Here is a 17843-nt window from a genome sequence, read left to right on the forward strand (position 1 = left end):
CCGCCCGAGCGCGCGGCGACATGTGCGCGCGGACTTTCGTGGTCGACGACCGCACCACCGGTCGTCCTGCGTGGGGCAACCGGTGGTGGCCGCGCAAACCGTGGGCCGGGTGGCGGCGGATGAGAGAAGCCGCGCACTTCCAGCGCCCCGACCAGCAGCATCAATGATCACGAAGTCCGGCTGGAGTATTAAAATGGCGATGTGCAGCGCGCTGCAGTGACCGATCCTTCGCGTGTCGTGGTTCTCGGGTCCGGGTTCGCGGGTCTGTGGGCGGCGCTCGCGGCGGTCCGGCGGCTTGACGAGCTCGGTGTGGCGGTCGGAACCGTCGACGTCACGATGATCAGTTCCACGCCGTACCACGACATCCGCGTGCGCGACTATGAGACCGATCTGAGCACATCCCGCATCCCGCTGAGCGGTCTTCTCGATCCGGTCGGAATCAAGCACATCATCGGCGAAGTGACGGCGATCGATGCTGCGGCGCGGGTCGTGGAATCCACCGCGGGCGCTCACGGCTACGACCGGCTGGTGGTCGCGTTGGGCAGCCAGGTGGTCAAGCCCGATATCCCTGGCCTGCGGGAGTTCGGTTTCGACATCGACACCCATGACGCGGCGACCAGACTGCAAGCCCACCTGCGCCGGCTTGCCGAGGGCCCCGCTGACCAGGCGGCCGCGACAGTAGTCGTCGTCGGGGCAGGTTTGACGGGGATCGAAGAGGCGACTGAACTGCCCGCGATGCTCGCCGAGACATTTGCCGCGCGTGCCGTCGCACCGCGGGTCATCCTGGTCGACCATAACCCGATGGTCGGCTCGGACATGGGCGCATCGGCGCGACCGGTCATCGAGGCCGCGCTGGCCTACTCCGGGATCGAGACCAAGTTGGGCGTCGGGGTCGTCGCCATCGACGAGCGCGGCGTGACGCTCTCCTCGGGCGAAGTGGTGTCCGCCGCTACCGTCGTCTGGTGTGCCGGCATGCGGGCCAGCCCGCTGACCGCGGACTTCGGGGTCGACCGTGACCGGCTGGGTCGACTCCCCGTCGACGATTATCTGCGGGTCCGCGGTGTGCCCGGGGTATTCGCCGCGGGTGACGTCGCCGCCGCAAAAATGGACGACGAGCATATGTCGGTGATGTCCTGCCAGCACAGCCGCCCGATGGGCCGATGGGCCGGATACAACGTCATCGGCGATCTTCTGGGCGAGTCCGTGAAGCCGTTGCGGATCCCTTGGTATGTAACGGTTCTCGATCTGGGACCGGCAGGCGCGGTGTACACCGAGGGCTGGGACCGCCACGTGGTCGCGTGCGGCGAGGAGGCTAAAGACACCAAGCGCGCCATCAACACTCGTCGGATCTATCCTCCGATGAACCGCGACCGCGACGCATTGCTGGCCGCCGCCGCGCCCGACCTGCAGGCCGCGCCAGAGCACGACCCGAGTCCGCCCATCGACTACCGATCACGCTGATGGATACGTAATCCGACAGAGGCAGCGATCTCGGTGGTGGCGGGTGCCTTCCGCTCAGCACGTGTCTCGCCGCTGCCCGTGCCCTGGGCCACCGGATGCGTTGGTCGTTCCGGCGACACCGGCATCGCGCCCGACGCAGCTACTGCCAGCACCGATCACGATTCAGATCATGATCACGAAGTCCAGTTGGAGTACTCGGGGTGAGAAGGGAATCCGCGATATTCGCGACCTCGTGCGTGTCTACGGCGGATTTATTCGGTGTCGTTTCCGATCCGTGTCACGGATACTCGGCACATTCGGAGGGCGGGGAAGGATGCGCGATGAGCGACCGGAACGATCTGTTGCTGGAGGGCGTCGTCGGATCGGTGGCCTACGGGCTGAACACGACTGAGAGCGACGTCGACTATCTCGGCATCTATGTGGAGCCCACCAGGACCTTCCTCGGGCTGCACCCGCCGACTCGGGATCGGGGTACCCGGCACGGCCGAGATGGTGCGGACGCCACCTATCACGAGGTCGGCAAAGCGATGGGTCTGATCCTGTCGTGCAATCCAACTGTCAGCGAAATCCTGTGGCTCGACAACTACACTGTCGCCACCGATTTCGGTGCCGAGCTGGTGAGCCTGCGGTCGTGTTTCCTGTCGGCGCAGCGAGTTCGGCACTCGTACTTCGGCTACGCGATGGCACAGTTCCGCCGGATGCTGCATCGCCGTGAGACTCAAGGGCTGCGGGATCCGCGGCTGGCCAAGCACGCCCGACATACCCTGCGGCTGCTGTGGCAGGGTTACGAGCTCTATACGACCGGAGTGCTGCCGGTGCGATTGCCCGACCCCGAGCCTTACTTCGACTTCGGCCGCCAGATGATGGAGGAATCCGGCGAGACCGCGGCGAAGGCGCTGATCGCGGACTACGAGCAGAAGTTCGACACCGCGAAGACCGCACTGCGGCAGTGTCCGGACGAGGCTCCACTGGAGGATTTTCTGCAGCGGTTGCGTCGCGCGCATTTGGACAATTGGTGAGCGTCGGGACTGCGCGACGCTTCTTGTCCCATGCCCGAAGCGGGCCGCGCTGACCAGGTCCGACGACGTACCAATAGGCACGATTCGGGCCGCTTGATGCGGAGTAGGCGGCATTCGTCCGCACTCGCGAGGATTGCTTCCACGATGTGCTCGCCACGCTCCAGCGCCGGGTCCTCTCCCCATTCGGTCCGTGAGGCAGTAGTCCGGTACCGGCGGGCAGGCTTGGCGCGTCCTCGTCCGCTCCACGGTGCGGCAAGACCTGCTACGCGAGGACCGGCGTGCAGGTGCCTGTGGTGTTGTCGGTTTCCGCGGAGCTCGGGCCTCAACGGTGCAGCAGGGTTTCGTGTTCCATATGCGACAGCTTCTGCGGATTGCGCACGGAGTAGATCCCGCTGATGAGGCCGGCGTCGATGCGCACCGCCATCACGCTGTCGAGCTCCCCGTCGAGCCGGACGATCAGCGCCGGGTATCCATTGACCTGTGTCGGTTGCAGTGTCGCCGTGGCGCCGATCGTGTTCCAGTAGAGGGCGAACAGTCGAGCCACTCGGTCGGCCCCGACGATGGGCCGCGGTAGGGCCTGTTTGATTCCGCCACCGTCGTTCAGGGCGACGACGTCGGGCGCGAGGATCTCGAGCAGGCGCTGTAGATCGCCGGTTTCGACCGCTCGTTGAAACGCTTCGAGTGCGTCTCGGGTCTGGTCCGAGGAAACGATTCCACGTGGTCGGCGCGCGGCGACGTGCGCCCGTGCTCGGTGGGCGATTTGGCGGACCGCGGCGGGGGTCTTGTCGACGGCTTCGGCGATTTCGTTGTAGGCCAGGTCGAATACTTCGCGGAGCACGAATACCGCTCGCTCGGTCGGTGCGAGTGTTTCGAGCACGAGCAGCATCGCCATCGAGACGCTGTCGGCAAGCTCGATGTCCTCGGCGACGTCGGGGGTGGTGAGCAGTGGCTCGGGCAGCCAGGGGCCGACGTAGGACTCCTTGCGCCGGTCGAGGACACGCAGTCGGCTCAGCGACTGGCGGGTGGTGATCCGGACCAGGTAGGCACGCTGATCCTGCACGATGTCGAGGTCGACGCCCGCCCACCGTAGCCAGGTCTCCTGCAGGACGTCTTCGGCGTCGGCGGCCGAGCCGAGCATCTCGTAGGCGACGGTGAACAGCAGGTTGCGGTGGGCGACGAACGCCTCGGTGGCGGGATCCGAGCGGCCGTCATGAGGTGGTGGCTCGGCCGCGTCCTTTGTTCGCTCGCTCATAGCCGACTCCTGCCTGCTCGTTCTCGACTGTGCCACACACCAGACGCCGGTCCGGCCCGGTTTGTGACACCCGCGCTCGGTGGCGTACGTCACGTGGCCTGCCTGTCACGGGGGTGCGGTCACCAGCGTCTTGTGTTCGTCGAGTTACACCAGACAGGAGGCTGACATGCAGGTTGTAGTAGTGGGCAGCGGCTACTCGGGCACGCTCGTGGCGAACCGGGTGGCCAAGAAGGTGCGGGATGCCGAGATCACGGTGATCAACCCGCGCCCGGATTTCGTGGAGCGGGTAAGGCTGCACCAGCAGATCGCAGGGACAGCCTCGGCAGCGACACCCCTCACGGAGGTACTGCGCGCGGGGATCACGGTGCGGCTCGGCACTGTCGACAAGATCGGCGACGGCGCCGTCGCCCTCACCGACGGCGAGCGAATCGACTTCGACTACGCCTTCCTGGCCGTGGGCAGCACGGTGGCGTCGATGCCGGGAACGGTCCCGGTGGGCACGTGGGAAGGCGCGCAACAGGCTCGCGCGGCGCTGGCGGCGCTTCCTGCGGGCGGTCGGGTGACCGTCGTCGGGGGCGGTGCGACGGGCATTGAGACGGCGGCCGAGATCGCTGAGGCCAGGCCGGATGTGCGGGTGCGGCTGATCGGGTCCTCGGTGGGCGGGGGCCTTTCCGAGGGAGCGCAGCTGCGGATACGCGCCGGACTGGAGCGGCTGACCGTCGATATCGTCGACGATGGGGTGACCGAAGTGTCCTCGGGCACAGGGCAATTCGACGGCGTCGTCCACGTGCGATCGGGAGCGTCATTCACCTCCGACCTGACCCTGTGGGCGATCGTGGCCGACGTTCCCGACCTCGCGGCGCGCAGCGGCCTCCAGGTCGATGTGCGCGGTCGCGCGGTCGTCGACGAATTCCTGCGCAGCGTCAGCGATGAGCGGATCTTCGCGGTGGGTGACTGCGCGGCCGTGCCAGGAGCGCGTTTCGCCTGCTATACCGCTCTGCCACAGGCGATTCACGCGGCCGACAACTTCGCCCGCCTGCGCAAAGGCCGCAAACCCAAACCACACTCCTTCCCGTACTGGAACCGTGGCATCTCTCTCGGCAGGAAGGACGCGGTCGGCCAGTTCACCCATGCCGACGACTCCGTCAGGCGGGCCTACCTCGCCGGCCGCACCGCGGTGGTGCTCAAGGAAATGGGTGCTCACAGCGCATTCTCCACCGCCCGCGCGGGCGTCTCCAGCCTCTGATGAACAACACCCGGACAGGGAAGGACAGTCGTCATGCGTATCGCAGTCTTCGGAGCCAATGGTCCCACCGGCCGCCTGCTCACCGGCCAGGCGCTCGCCGCCGGACATCAGGTCGCCGCGGTCACCCGGCAGCCGGACTCGTTTCCGCTGCACCATGATCGGCTCGACGTCATCGGTGCCGACGTGCTCGATCCGGTGGCGGTCGACGCCGCCGTGGCGGAGCGGGATGCGGTGCTGTCGGCGCTCGGGGTGCCCGCTGGGAAGGAACCGATCAGCACCTATTCGCGCGGTGCGGCCAATATTGTCGCCGCGATGGAACGGCATTTGGTGCGTCGGCTCGCCGTGGTCAGCTCGAGCGGGGTCGACCCGCACTCGTACTCCGACGGCGGATTCCTGTTCAACCGAGTACTGGTGCCATACGTGACGCGGGTGCTGGGTAAGACGCTGTACGACGACATGCGCCGGATGGAATCACTGCTTCGCACCAGTGAACTGGACTGGACGATCGTGCGCCCGAGCGGGCTCTACCACCTGCCGTCGGTCACCGACTACACCCTCGTCGAGGGCCATGCCGACGGCATGTTCACCGCCCGTGCGGACCTGGCCGCGAGCATGCTGGCCCTGCTGGACGACGACCGCTACCTACGCACCGCCGTCGGCGTCGTCACCACCGTCGACAACCCCACCTTGCTCCAGTGGATCCGCCGCGAAGCACTCGCCGGGCTGGGGCCGCGCAGATCACCAGCGGATGGCTCAGCATCGCCATAGGCGGTGCCGTGAGCGCCGCTCTCGCGCTCGTCATCACGGTCAGCCCGGCTCTGCGTCGGTACCGCGACCCCTCGCTGTGAGCTGCTATCGCCGGATGAACGCCTCGATGCCGTCGAGGATCCTCGCGAGGCCGAATTCGAAGCCGTCGAGCGGTGGCTCGTCGGTGAGGTACGCCGGGTCTTCGAGCAGCTCTGCGACCGCGTTCAGGTTGCGGGCGCGCAGCTGCTCGTCCAAGAACAGACGGATCGCGCGGATCGCCCGCCGTTGATCGGGATTCGCACGCCGCAGCGCCGCCGGAGCTGGAGTGTTGCGCTGCAGGTTGGCGCCGTACCGCGCGTGGCTGTCGAGGAGGTACGCACAGTTCAGCATCTGCTGTGCGTCCATGCCGGTCGGTTTGAGGACGGTGATGAGAGCATCGAGCCAGGCTGCGTTGTGCGGTGTCAGCGGGATGGTCGTTGGTGCGTCCAGCAGCCATGGACGCGACAAGAAGCGTTGGAAGAGCTGACGTGACCACAGCGCAGCCTTGTCTCGCCAGTCACCGTCCCGCAGCGCCGGCGGGTCGCCCCAGGCGCGGTCGGCCACGAGCGTGATCAGCTCATCTCTCGAGCTGACATAGCGGTACAACGCGTTGGTGGTCACGCCGACACGACTGGCCACCTTCGGAAGCGAAGCTGCGGCGATGCCTTCGTCGTCGGCCAGTTGCGTCGCGATCGCCACGATCTCCTCGACCGTGTGCGCCGGCTTGGGGCCGCGCCGCCGTCCGGTGCCGACGACACCCCAGGCCGCAGCCAGGCCGGGTGGTAGCGCCTCGGGGGCGGTGTCGGCGGACTCGACCTGCAGTGCGGCATCGCCATCCGCTGCCGCACCTCGGGAGCTCTTGGGTGGGGTCATAGCCGGAATCCTTCCAGAGGCGCATACAAAACAGTAGACGGCATGCACAGTTGTTATTACTGTGCATGCCATGAACACTTCAATGCACGCACAGATTCATTTTCCGGATTCCGCTCGTCGCTGGGTCGGGGTTGCCGCGATCCTCGGCGCCGTCTTCGCGATGGCCGAGCTTTCGCTCTACTTCGTCGTCCCGTCCTGCAACCCCCCGAGGTGCGGCGTCGACACCGGCAGCCTGATGCCGGACTGGCTGATCCTCACCCGCACGCTGTTCAACTTTCTCGCCCTCACGCTGTTCCTGGTCTTCATGACCGGCATCCGGCCACTGATCACGCGGGCAGACGCTCGCTACGAATGGTTCGGTGCGCTCGCCGGCACCGCCGGCGTGGCCTGGACGATCTTCGACATGGTCGCCAAGGGCTTGGAGGGCGGCACCGCGATCAAGACCGCCGCCTGGATCGACCCGACCCGAACCGTTCCCACCTACCTGCTCTACGGCACCATCAGCCACCTGATGCTGCTCGTCTTCGGCCTCGCCTTCGGGTACGCGGTCCTGCGCAGTCGCGCTCTTCCGCGATGGATCGGTTGGTCCTCAATCGCAATCGCAGCCCTGCATCTGGCGGGTGTGCCGTCGATGTTCTTCGGCTACAACTCGTCGCAGTTCTACGCATCCAACGGTTGGGGCGCGGTCGCGATGTTCAACGGCTACGCGGCCATCTGGCTCGCGATCGTCGGTGTCGCGCTCCTGATGAAGAAGACGCCCCCGAGCGTCGAACTCCCTCTTGCCGTTCGAGCATGATCACGCGCGACACCGTCACGGCGCTTCCTGGCGGGAACCCCGCTCCCTGCCTTCCCGGCAGGTGGCTACGGGGCCTTCGGTGTTGCTTCGAGTTGCGGCTCATTGACCAGTGAAGGTGCCTTCCAAGCGGTTTCGCGATCCCGGGTGGACCAGCCGCGCCGCGCTGACCAATCCCCGCGCCGACCACGTCCGCCGACGAATCAATAGGCACGGTTCGGACCGCTTGATTCGAAGGAGGCGGCATTCGTCCGCACTGCCGAGTACTGCTTCGACGATGTGCTCCCCGCGTTCCAGCGGCGCGACTTCGCTCAGATAGTTGTTCGGCGTTTTCCGCGTGAAATCCTGGTCGAGATAGCCGGGGGCTTCGCTCGGGTTGACGTATCTGTCTTCGACCTGAATCGGGGTGTCGTCTTCGAAATGCACCATCAGTGAGTGGAAGACCTTGCCGCGCATCAGATCCTGAATCACCGGGTTGGCCGTGTCGGCGTGCTCCTCGCGCACGTAGACCACCTCGGTGCGATGCCGGTGGCCGCGCCGTTGGATCTCGTCGGCGATGTTCTTCACCTCGAAGAGGGGGGATGCGGTCTTCGGCGGTGCGACGAAGGTGCCGACGCCCATCATGCGCACGATGAGTCCGTCGGCGGTGAGTTCGCGCAGTGCGCGGTTGATGGTCATGCGTGACAGGCCGAGTGCGGCGACGAGCTGGTTCTCCGAGGGCAGCTGGTCGCCTTCGGACCAGTATCCCGAATTGATCTGTGCGACAACGAGATTCTTCACGCGCTCGTAGGCAGGAGCCGATTCGGTTCCCGCGTCGTTGTACAACGCAGCAAGCTCCGCGTCGACGATCGCCACGATTCGAACCCCTATCCATTGACTGCCCGCTGATCATCCCATGTGGTCGGCGCTCGTCCGACAGCGCTTGACACGAGGTTGTCTATACAGGACTATACATCCTGTTCACGGGAAAACGTGAGCCAGCGCACAGTGCGTACGAGAGGGTGGCGCAGCCGCCTCACGTCGCACCAGCCGGACTCGCGGGAAGAGAGACCAGGCCTATGACTATCGACGAACCATCCGAAGTCGTCCTCGCGCCGGAGCGCCGCACCATCGACGTCATCCCCGACGACGAACGGTATGGCTCCCCGTTCAGCCAGTTCACCCTCTGGTTCGGCGCCAACATGCAGATCACCGCGATTGTCGACGGCGCGCTGGCCGTCGTGTTCGGTGCGGACGCGATCTGGGCGATCCTCGGCCTGCTGATCGGCAATGTCCTCGGTGGCGCGGTGATGGCGCTGCATTCCGCGCAGGGCCCGAGGCTCGGGCTCCCGCAGATGATTTCCAGCCGCGCGCAGTTCGGCGTGTTCGGCGCGGTGCTTCCGCTGCTGCTCGTGGTGCTGATGTATCTCGGATTCGCCGCCACCGGCAGCGTGCTCGCCGGTCAGGCGATCAACAAGATCCTGCACATCGACAGCCCGACCGTCGGCATCGTCATTTTCGGCGTGCTCACCGCATTCGTGGCGGTGACGGGATACAAGCTCATCCACGTCGTCGGGCGCATCGCCACGGTCATGGGCATTATCGGATTCACCTACCTGGCGATCCGGTTGTTCACCGAATACGACGTATCGGCCGTGGTGGGCGTCAAGGGCTTCGACATCGCCACCTTCCTGCTCGCGATCTCCCTCGGCGCGGGCTGGCAGCTGACGTTCGGGCCCTACGTGGCGGATTACTCCCGCTACCTGCCGCGCACCACCAGCGCCCGCGCGACGTTCTGGTCGACCTTCGCGGGCAGCGTTATCGGATCGCAGTGGGCGATGACCTTCGGCGCACTGCTCGCGGCGGTCGCAGGCAAGGCGTTCCTCGGCGACCAGGTGGGATTCGTCGGCAAACTCGCCGGGCCCGCCGTCGTCGCGACGCTGGTCTACCTGGTGGTGCTGGTCGGCAAGCTGACCGTCAACTGCCTCAACGCCTACGGCGGCTTCATGTCGATCCTGACCACGGTGACCGCGTTCAACGGTCAATCCAAGGTTTCCAGTGCCGCCCGCACCGCGTACATCGTGGGCTTCACCGCGGTGTCGGTCGTCGTCGCGGTCGGCGCCAGCGCCGACTTCCTCAACAACTTCAAGAACTTCGTGCTGGTGCTGCTCATGGTCTTCACGCCGTGGAGCGCCATCAACCTCACCGACTACTACCTGATCTCGAAAGAGAAGGTGGACATCCCCGCGCTCTACGATCCCGACGCGCGCTACGGCCGCTGGAACGGCACCGCCCTCGCGTGCTACGTGATCGGCGTGCTTGCCCAGATCCCGTTCCTCGCCCAGAAGCTCTACACCGGACCGATCACCGAACAGCTCGGCGGCGCGGACATTTCCTGGATCGTCGGCATCGTCGTCACCGCAGCCCTGTACTACCCGCTCGCGCGGCGCACCAGCAATCCGCCCGCCGCGATGATCTATCCCGCCGATCCAGCGACCACAAGGAGCACTCGATGACCGCACACCCCACGGCTACCTCCGGCGCGCGCCGCGTGTCCGCACCGCGCGGCAGCGAACTCACCACGCTCGGCTGGCAGCAAGAGGGCGCGCTGCGCATGCTGATGAACAACCTGGATCCCGACGTGGCCGAGCACCCCGACGAGCTGGTCGTCTACGGCGGCACCGGCAAGGCCGCGCGGACCTGGGAGGCGTTCGACGCGATGGTCCGCACGTTGAAGACCCTGAAGTCGGACGAGACCATGCTGGTGCAGTCGGGCAAGCCGGTCGGTGTCTTCCGCACCAACGAATGGGCGCCTCGGGTGCTCATCGCGAACTCGAATCTGGTCGGCGACTGGGCGAACTGGGAAGAATTCCGCCGCCTGGAGGAACTCGGCCTGACCATGTACGGGCAGATGACCGCAGGCTCCTGGATCTACATCGGCACCCAGGGCATCCTGCAGGGCACCTACGAAACCTTCGGCGCGGTCGCGCGGAAGCTGGCGGCCTCGGGTCGTGTGCCCAACAGTGACGGCACGCTGGCGGGCACGATCACCTTGACCGCTGGACTCGGCGGCATGGGCGGCGCGCAGCCGCTCGCTGTCACGATGAACGGTGGCGTCGCGATCTGCATCGATTGCGATGTGACCCGCATCGACCGCAGGATCGCCCACAAGTATCTCGACACCAAGGCCGTCGACCTCGAGGACGCGTTGCGCCTGGCCGTCGAGGCGCGCGATGCGAAGCGACCGCTGTCCATCGGCCTCGAAGGCAATGCGGCGGAAGTGTTTCCGCAGTTGCTCGCGATGGCCGCGCCCATCGATATCGTGACCGATCAGACCTCGGCGCACGATCCGCTGGCGTACCTGCCGATCGGCATGGACATCGCCGATATGAAGGCGATGGCGGAGAAGGATCCGGCCAAGTTCACCCACGACGCCCGCGCGGCGATGGCCGCCCAGGTGCGGGCGATGGTCGGTTTCCTCGATCGGGGTGCAGAGGTCTTCGACTACGGCAATTCGATCCGTGACGAGGCTCGAAAGTCCGGATACGACAGGGCTTTCGACTTCCCTGGGTTCGTGCCCGCCTACATCCGTCCACTGTTCGAAGAGGGGCTCGGCCCGTTCCGATGGGCGGCGCTGTCGGGCGATCCGAAGGACATCGCCGCCACCGACAAGGCGATCGTGGAACTGTTCCCGGACAACGAGCACCTGCGCCGCTGGATCGAAATGGCGGGGGAGAAGGTTGCTTTCGAAGGTCTGCCCGCTCGCATCTGCTGGCTCGGCTACGGCGAACGCCACCTCGCCGGGTTGAAGTTCAACGAGATGGTGGCCTCCGGCGAGCTGTCCGCGCCGATCGCCATCGGGCGCGACCACCTGGATTCGGGGTCGGTGGCCTCGCCGTATCGCGAAACCGAGTCGATGGCAGACGGTTCCGACGCCATCGCGGACTGGCCGTTGCTGAATGCCCTGGTGAACACCGCATCCGGTGCGTCCTGGGTGTCGATCCACCATGGCGGCGGCGTCGGCATGGGTCGTTCGATCCACGCCGGACAGGTATGTATCGCGGACGGCACCGACCTCGCCGCCGAGAAGCTGACACGGGTGCTCACCAATGATCCCGGTATGGGCGTGATCCGGCATGCCGATGCGGGCTATGAGCACGCCAACGATGTCGCCAGGGAACGCGGCGTGCGTGTGCCGATGGCCGAGGCCTGAGCGCCATGGGATCCACAGTCCTCACCGGCATCGGCACCCTCGTCACGAACGATCCCGACCTCGGCGCCGGTCCGCTCGGCGTAATCCGTGACGCCGCCGTTGTTTTCGACGAGGGCGTCGTCGCGTGGGTGGGTCTGTCCAGTGCTGCGCCGAGCGCCGATCACGGACACGACCTCGGTGGTCGTGCAGTGTTGCCGGGCTTCGTCGAGAGCCATTCGCACCTGGTCTTCGCCGGTGATCGCGCCGCGGAGTTCGGGGCGCGGATGTCGGGAACTCCCTACGCGGCGGGCGGTATTCGCAACACTATCGCCGCGACCAGGGCCGCCACCGACGACGAGTTGCGCGCCAACACTCGCCGATTGATGAACGAATCGCTGCGTGGCGGTAGCACGACCGTCGAAATCAAGACGGGCTACGGGCAGTCGGTGGAGAGCGAACTGCGCAGCGCCAAGATCGCGGCCGAGTTCACCGACGAAGTCACCCTGCTCGCCGCGCATGTGCCACCGCCGGAATACGCGGGCCGCGCCGACGACTACGTGCGCATGGTCTGCGACGAGATGATCGATGTGTGCGCGCCGCACGCCAAGTGGATCGATGTGTTCTGTGAGCGGGGGGCGTTCGATCGCGATCAGGCGTACGCGGTGCTCACGGCGGGTATGGCGAAGGGGCTCGTGCCGCGCGTGCACGGCAACCAATTGCAGACCGGCCCCGGCGTCGCGCTCGCGGTGGAGCTGGGCGCGGCGTCCGTCGATCACGTCACGTATGTCACCGCAGCGGACATCGACGCGCTCGCCCAGAGCTCGACAGTGGCGACGCTGCTTCCCGGCGCGGACTTTTCGACCCGCAACAAGTACCCGGACGCACGGGCGCTCATCGACGCCGGTGTCACCGTCGCGCTCGGAGCCGACTGCAATCCGGGCACTTCGTACACCACCAGCCTGCCGTTCTGTATCGCCATCGCGGTGCGGGACATGCACATGACGCCCGAGGAAGCGGTGTGGGCCGCGACCGCCGGCGGGGCGCGGGCGCTGCGGCGCGACGACATCGGCGTTTTGCGGCCGGGTGCGCTGGCGGATGCGATCGCTTTGGCCGCGCCGTCCTATCTGCACCTTGCCTATCGGCCGGGAGTTCCACTGATCCAACAGGTTTGGCGCGCCGGTGTTTCGGGCTATACCGCTGATCGATGAGTTTTACGGATAAGGAGACCATGGTGCTACCCATTCCGGTGGCGACTGCTTTCGAGCCGTGGACCGGGCGTGACGACGGCAGTGGGGTGGAGCATCTGCGCTGGCATCACGTGGTGGAGCCGTATGCCGCGCAGTCCAAGCTGGCCTCCTGCGTGTTCATCGGCTTCGCCAGCGATGAGGGCGTGCACCGGAACAAGGGTCGCCGCGGTGCTGCCGCGGGACCACGCGCGCTGCGGCAGGCACTGTCGTCGATGGCGCTCGCCACCCCGATCCGCGCCTTCGACGCAGGCACCGTGCCGGTCGGCGACGACTTGGACGCGGGCCAGCGGGAACTGGGTTCGATGGTGCGCGCCGCCCTCGATGCCGGGCACTTCCCCGTGGTTCTCGGCGGCGGCCACGAGGTGGCCTTGGGCACCTATCGAGGTTTGGCCGATTCGGCACTGCTGACGGTGCACCCGCGCATCGGAATCCTCAATCTCGACGCCCATTTCGATCTCCGATCCGATGAGATTCCCAGCTCGGGCACGCCGTTCCGGCAGATCTTCGATGCGGCGGGCGAGGCGGGGACCTCCGTCGAATACGCGGTGGTCGGTATCAGCCAGCCGAGCAATACGGCGGCGCTGTTCGACGCCGCCGACCGCCTCGGCGTCCGCTATCTGTTCGACGATGAATGCGGTACCGGCAACCTCACCGCCGTACAGGATTTCGTGCAGGACTTCCTCGGCAGAGTCGATCTCGTCTATCTCACTATCGACCTCGATGTGCTACCCGCCGCAGTAGCACCCGGTGTCAGCGCCCCCGCCGCTTTCGGCGTGCCGCTGGAGACGATCCAACTCGTCGCCGATCTGCTCACCGCGAGCGGGAAACTCGCGGTGTGCGACGTGGCCGAGCTCAACCCGGAATTCGATATCGACAATCGCACGGCGCGCACGGCGGCGCGACTGATCCATCGCATCGTCACCAGACATGTCCGGCTACAGCAGCTTCCATGAGGATCGGATGGGCGTTGCCGGCTTTGGGCGGGGTGCTTTCGGGAGCTGCCACGACGCATAGCACGCACATCGGGCGATCGGCCTGCGATGCCGGGCTGTCGAACGACGTGTGAGTCGAGGCCGATATCGAGGCGGTGCTCGACGAATGGAGAGCCACTGGATCAGGCGGGTACGAGTGGGACGTCACGAACGAGGGGTCGTGGCGACCACACTCGAACGGGATTGCCGCAGCATGGGCAGCTCCGGGCGGCAGGGGCTGCGGCAATGATCGACCGCGGCGCGGTCTGTGTCGCGAACGCCGGCTCTCGAGCGGCACAAGCTTCGATCAGCCCGCTATCCGACAGCGATACTCATGGTTACCGCATATTCGCCGCCATCACCGGAGAGTCTTACGACGCGTCGCATCGTCCGTCTGAATAGTTCGGTGAGTTCACGCCGCTCGATACGGATCTTCGCGGTGTCGATGTTATCGTCGGCGTTGAGGTCGTCTTTCTCCCGGCCTTTGACGGTGAGGTCCAGCCAGGCTCCTGGGTCAGGGATTTTGAAGACAACCGGTGACCTGTACTTGTAGACATCTCCGGTGGCGACGTCGTCGACATCGCCAACCCATTGGCTGATACCGATTCCCTGCGCCGGCTTGTAGGAGAGTTGAAAATCGACGGTGTCGTCGCCAATCTCGTCAGTCTCTTCCAGGCAATGGAACTGTTCCAGTTTCAAAGTAGTTGTGCCCAGTGGTCGGCGAACGGTGACATGCAGTTCGCGCACATGAGTCTGTTGTGTCTCGAGACCATAATGATCCGATATGTCTCGACCTGGGCTCGATTGCCACCGGAGCACTTTCGTGTCGCGGTAGAGCGGCCAGTACTGCGGTCCGTGCCAGCTCAGAAGATAGTCGATGCGTTGGCCCCCGCGGCCACGGGTCGAATCGTTCCACGGTAGCGGCGGATTGAATGTGCCCGGGTCGGTTATCTTGTCGAACAGACGGAAATTGTTAACTTTATCCAGTGTGATGCCATCTGTGCCGTCGCCGGTAATTTTCCACAAGTCGAGTGAGTAGTCCAATCGGTCCTTCAGGTCTTGATAGAGGTCTGGATCCAGGGCGTCAGTGTTGAGGTCTCCCATCAGTAACGCGGGGCGCAGTGGACTGCTAAAGGCGTGAACAAAAGAGGCCAGGTGGCGTAGTTGACTCTTCACCTGTTTTCGTGCGGCGTTTTTCCCTCCTGCGTCCGGGTTCTGAGTATGGCTCAGGAAGATGTCGTATTGGGTGGGATGGCCCGGGACCTCAATTCGGGCATGCAGGGCGCCCTTGTTGGCCAACTTGTCGTCGCCTGCACACTGACGGAAGATCGTGCTGTGCTTGAGGACCATCGGATACTTACTCAACAGCAGCAGGCCGCCATCTGATTCGATGTCTGCTTCATCGGGTCCTGTGAGGGCGTGCGGATAGAGGGCTTCCAACTTCGTGTGGATGTGGCGCTTTTCGCTGTCAACAAAAACCTCGCTAAGCCCTACGACACTTGGCTGTTTCCGGCGGAGGTTTTCGATGAGGGCGCTGATCGCTTTGTCCCGCTCGCTCCCTTTATAGGGGTCGCCAACTGGGGTAAGCGGCAGTAATGCCATGTTGTATGACACGAAGGATAGCGGTGCATCGAACTTCCGCCATCGGATCGAACCATGCTCGAAGTGGCTGATACGACCGCCGCCGGATTCATCCTGTTCGTCACTGGTCGGATATCCCAGAAGTCCGCTCTCCCACCCAAGCGATTCCCACTTTTTATAGATGTTTCCATGGATTTCGTGAGCTCCCGTTGCGGGTGACCAATAGATGTAACCGTTCTCGAAGCGTTGGCGCCTGCCTCTATTATCCGGATTTGACAGCTCGCCGCCGACAGACTTACCGAGGAACCCGTCCGGACCCCCTAACTCGGCCCATTTCAACACGATTGGGCCGAGGTTGAGGTTGAAATTTGGAGCGTTCATGTCTATACCTTGCCTAGAGTAAGATTCACTGGCATGAGAGCTCACCTGTTAGGTTCGCTCGTCGTTTAGCGAATGCTGATTGCGGCTGAATGTGATTACCTTTACGGGCTCATCGGCGCCGATTTCGTCGGTTTCAGCGTTGCGTCGAATCTTGTAGACGGACGAGTAGATCATGAAGACTCCTAATAATTTGACATGACAATGTTGTGCACAGACAGCCTGAATTATGGAGTTGCGTCCGCCGTGTTTGCTGCTGGACCGAAACCATCTCCGTTGTGTCGGTTGTCGCGGTTTCAATCCGTAGCGAACGGATGTGCATCATCACGATGCACCGCTTTTTCTTGGCATGGCACGAGTAGCGGACTACTCGAGTTTTGAACCCTGATCCACCGTCGTTGATGTGGATCCGCTTTCATGGGGAGATAAGACCTAGCCGTCGTCGGACTTGGCGCCCAGCTGCGATGACGCGCGAATCGCCATGCTGGAGAAGAGCCTGCCCGAGAAACCGAAGAGCAATGCGACCGCGAGGGCGATCGGCGTAGTCGGCTTATCCCACACGTCACGGAAGATCGACCCGAGCAGATTGACCCGTGCGTCGGACAAGAGGGCGACCAGCAGCAGACCGCCCACCGCGGTCAGCGCGCCGCCGACCGGACTAAGCACCCGAACTCCCCACGAGGACGGCGTATTTCGGTTGGTCAGTGAGCTGACAGTCGGGGCAAGGAACCCGCCGAGCGCACCCAGCAGCATCGTCACCTCGTGTCCGAGAACTATCCCGATCGCGATGACGCCGTCGAGGCCGACGAGCGCGAGCCAGAGCGATACGCGTTGGTGGTCGAATTCGGTAACGAGGCCGGCATCTTCGCGTTCGTGCACGAGCTCATGGGCGCGCTCGATGACGATCCGCTTGCTGTTCGGTGTTGGCGCGTCGTGTAATTGACGACCCAACCGCCCCGCCTCCTTGTCGTCGAGTGCCTGCAATCGGGCGATGATCTGTGCGCCGTATGTCATGAGGTCGGGTTCCGGAACAAGTTGCACGAATCGCCGATTCAGCGCGTTCAAATGTTGCAGATCGGCCGCAAGCTGAGTGAGCGGCGCATCGAAGAGCCACGCGAGCCGCCTACGCATCCAGCCGACAGTCGATCGCCGCTGCGCCGGTGTCGGGCCGCTCAGCTTGTCGAGGGCCGCCTCGATCGTCGCGCGCGCGATTTCCATCGCCTCATCGCGGCTGGATCGCGCCCCGATCATCGTCGCGCGCTCCCGCGCCAGATCCACCTGAGTCAGCAGCAAGCGTTTGCGCGGTCCGGCTATCAGGCCACGGTTGGTGATCATGATGATGACGAGGTAGCCGAGGCATACCAGGACGATAACCAGTGCGTTCACGGCTACCTCCTCGCACACGGGGAGGCGTCCCGCCGCCCCGAATGCTCATGATCCCTCAGTCCGGGTTCGTTCGGCACGTGTTACCGATGACTTGTTATCTCCAGAGGGGAGAGCGGATCACGACAGCCGATCTCGACACCACTCGCCGGGTGCAGTGTGGTCTCGATCGGGTGCTGTCACCGAAGTCGGCCCAGATCAACGTCGATGGAGGCCGCTCGCGCTCGGAGCGGCAGCGGCCGTCGTCCCAGGTGCCGGAGCGGTGTCGTGGTCGGCGACCATCAGCACCATGTCTCCGACAGGGTGTGTCGCGCGATCGGATGTTGCCCGGATTCGTGACCAGAACCAACGGGCGATTACCGCCGAGGACGCGTCGCTTCGGCGGGAAACGTCGCCCTGCTCTACTCGACGCCCAGCGAGACTTCGGTGGACTTGATGAGGACCTTGACCGGCTTTCCCTCGGCGAGTCCGAGGTCGTCGACGGCATCCCTGGTGATCGAGGAGGTGATCTCGTCTCCGCCGGTCAGCCGGATCCGCACGACGGCCATCGCTTCACCTCGGGTGACCGAGAGAACGGTTCCATCGAGCTGGTTGCGCGTGCTCAGTCGCATGGAGGTGAGCATACGCAGCGGGCCGGCGGCTGAGCGGGAACTCCGGCCGGTGTCGATCAGCCGCCCGGCGT

At 64.9% G+C, this 17843-nt stretch carries 15 protein-coding genes and 1 pseudogene; 9 read left to right on the forward strand and 7 right to left on the reverse strand.

Annotated features, from left to right (window positions below; genetic code table 11):
* Window positions 1-216 precede the first annotated feature (216 nt).
* Window positions 217-1461: an NAD(P)/FAD-dependent oxidoreductase gene (locus tag ACFU4Z_RS22740; protein ID WP_379066524.1), complete on the forward strand. Its 1245-nt coding sequence runs from the start codon at window positions 217-219 to the stop codon at window positions 1459-1461.
* A gap of 320 nt (window positions 1462-1781) precedes the next feature.
* Complete coding sequence (locus ACFU4Z_RS22745; RefSeq protein WP_379066153.1) at window positions 1782-2480, forward strand: DNA polymerase beta superfamily protein; 699 nt, start codon at window positions 1782-1784, stop codon at window positions 2478-2480.
* A 44-nt stretch (window positions 2481-2524) separates the two neighbouring features.
* Here ACFU4Z_RS22745 and ACFU4Z_RS22750 read toward each other — a convergent pair.
* Window positions 2525-2644 (reverse strand): annotated as a pseudogene (locus tag ACFU4Z_RS22750) (UTRA domain-containing protein); the annotation flags it as partial.
* 158 nt (window positions 2645-2802) lie between these two features.
* Complete coding sequence (locus ACFU4Z_RS22755) at window positions 2803-3732, reverse strand: RNA polymerase sigma-70 factor (RefSeq protein ID WP_379066156.1); 930 nt, start codon at window positions 3730-3732, stop codon at window positions 2803-2805.
* 166 nt (window positions 3733-3898) lie between these two features.
* Between ACFU4Z_RS22755 and ACFU4Z_RS22760 the strand changes: the two genes are divergently transcribed.
* Both ACFU4Z_RS22760 and ACFU4Z_RS22765 read left to right on the forward strand, forming a co-directional pair.
* Window positions 3899-4978 carry an NAD(P)/FAD-dependent oxidoreductase gene (locus ACFU4Z_RS22760; RefSeq protein WP_379066159.1) on the forward strand — a complete coding sequence of 360 codons (1080 nt, stop codon included), beginning with the start codon at window positions 3899-3901 and terminating at the stop codon, window positions 4976-4978.
* A 33-nt stretch (window positions 4979-5011) separates the two neighbouring features.
* The gene (locus ACFU4Z_RS22765; RefSeq protein ID WP_379066162.1) at window positions 5012-5746 is read left to right on the forward strand and encodes an NAD(P)-dependent oxidoreductase; all 735 of its coding nucleotides are present in this window, start codon (window positions 5012-5014) and stop codon (window positions 5744-5746) included.
* Window positions 5747-5830: 84 nt separating this feature from the next.
* On the opposite strand, the gene ACFU4Z_RS22770 is transcribed toward ACFU4Z_RS22765, so the two are convergent.
* On the reverse strand, window positions 5831-6637 hold the full coding sequence (locus ACFU4Z_RS22770) for a TetR/AcrR family transcriptional regulator (RefSeq protein ID WP_379066165.1): 807 nt from the start codon (window positions 6635-6637) through the stop codon (window positions 5831-5833).
* A gap of 70 nt (window positions 6638-6707) precedes the next feature.
* Here ACFU4Z_RS22770 and ACFU4Z_RS22775 point away from each other — a divergent pair, with 70 nt between their 5' ends.
* Window positions 6708-7433 (forward strand): hypothetical protein, encoded by a 726-nt coding sequence (locus ACFU4Z_RS22775; RefSeq protein WP_379066169.1) that lies wholly within the window; start codon window positions 6708-6710, stop codon window positions 7431-7433.
* A gap of 99 nt (window positions 7434-7532) precedes the next feature.
* Here ACFU4Z_RS22775 and hutC read toward each other — a convergent pair whose 3' ends face one another.
* Window positions 7533-8285, reverse strand: coding sequence for a histidine utilization repressor (gene hutC / locus ACFU4Z_RS22780; protein ID WP_379066172.1), 753 nt, complete (start codon window positions 8283-8285; stop codon window positions 7533-7535).
* A 203-nt stretch (window positions 8286-8488) separates the two neighbouring features.
* Between hutC and ACFU4Z_RS22785 the strand changes: the two genes are divergently transcribed.
* Genes ACFU4Z_RS22785 through hutG form a run of 4 tightly spaced genes read left to right on the forward strand, consistent with a single transcriptional unit; the run spans window position 8489 to window position 13801 of the window.
* Window positions 8489-9925 carry a purine-cytosine permease family protein gene (locus ACFU4Z_RS22785; protein ID WP_379066175.1) on the forward strand — a complete coding sequence of 479 codons (1437 nt, stop codon included), beginning with the start codon at window positions 8489-8491 and terminating at the stop codon, window positions 9923-9925.
* Complete coding sequence (gene hutU, locus ACFU4Z_RS22790; protein WP_379066178.1) at window positions 9922-11622, forward strand: urocanate hydratase; 1701 nt, start codon at window positions 9922-9924, stop codon at window positions 11620-11622. Before ACFU4Z_RS22785 ends, hutU begins: the two co-directional genes overlap by 4 nt.
* A 5-nt stretch (window positions 11623-11627) precedes the next feature.
* Entirely contained in the window at window positions 11628-12809 is a 1182-nt protein-coding gene (hutI, locus tag ACFU4Z_RS22795) for an imidazolonepropionase (RefSeq protein WP_379066183.1), read from the forward strand.
* On the forward strand, window positions 12806-13801 hold the full coding sequence (hutG, locus tag ACFU4Z_RS22800; RefSeq protein WP_379066185.1) for a formimidoylglutamase: 996 nt from the start codon (window positions 12806-12808) through the stop codon (window positions 13799-13801). The genes hutI and hutG overlap by 4 nt, the downstream gene beginning before the upstream one ends.
* A 333-nt stretch (window positions 13802-14134) precedes the next feature.
* Here the strand turns inward: hutG and ACFU4Z_RS22805 are convergent, their stop codons facing one another.
* From ACFU4Z_RS22805 to ACFU4Z_RS22815, 3 genes are all read right to left on the reverse strand, one after another.
* A complete protein-coding gene (locus tag ACFU4Z_RS22805; protein WP_379066187.1) occupies window positions 14135-15781 on the reverse strand; it encodes an endonuclease/exonuclease/phosphatase family protein in 1647 nt (548 codons plus the stop codon).
* 429 nt (window positions 15782-16210) lie between these two features.
* The gene (locus ACFU4Z_RS22810) at window positions 16211-17164 is read right to left on the reverse strand and encodes a hypothetical protein (RefSeq protein ID WP_379066189.1); all 954 of its coding nucleotides are present in this window, start codon (window positions 17162-17164) and stop codon (window positions 16211-16213) included.
* A 398-nt stretch (window positions 17165-17562) separates the two neighbouring features.
* On the reverse strand, window positions 17563-17772 hold the full coding sequence (locus ACFU4Z_RS22815) for a molybdopterin-binding protein (protein WP_379066191.1): 210 nt from the start codon (window positions 17770-17772) through the stop codon (window positions 17563-17565).
* Window positions 17773-17843 lie beyond the last annotated feature (71 nt).

Source organism: Nocardia sp. NPDC057440 (assembly GCF_042802915.1).
Classification (GTDB): domain Bacteria; phylum Actinomycetota; class Actinomycetes; order Mycobacteriales; family Mycobacteriaceae; genus Nocardia.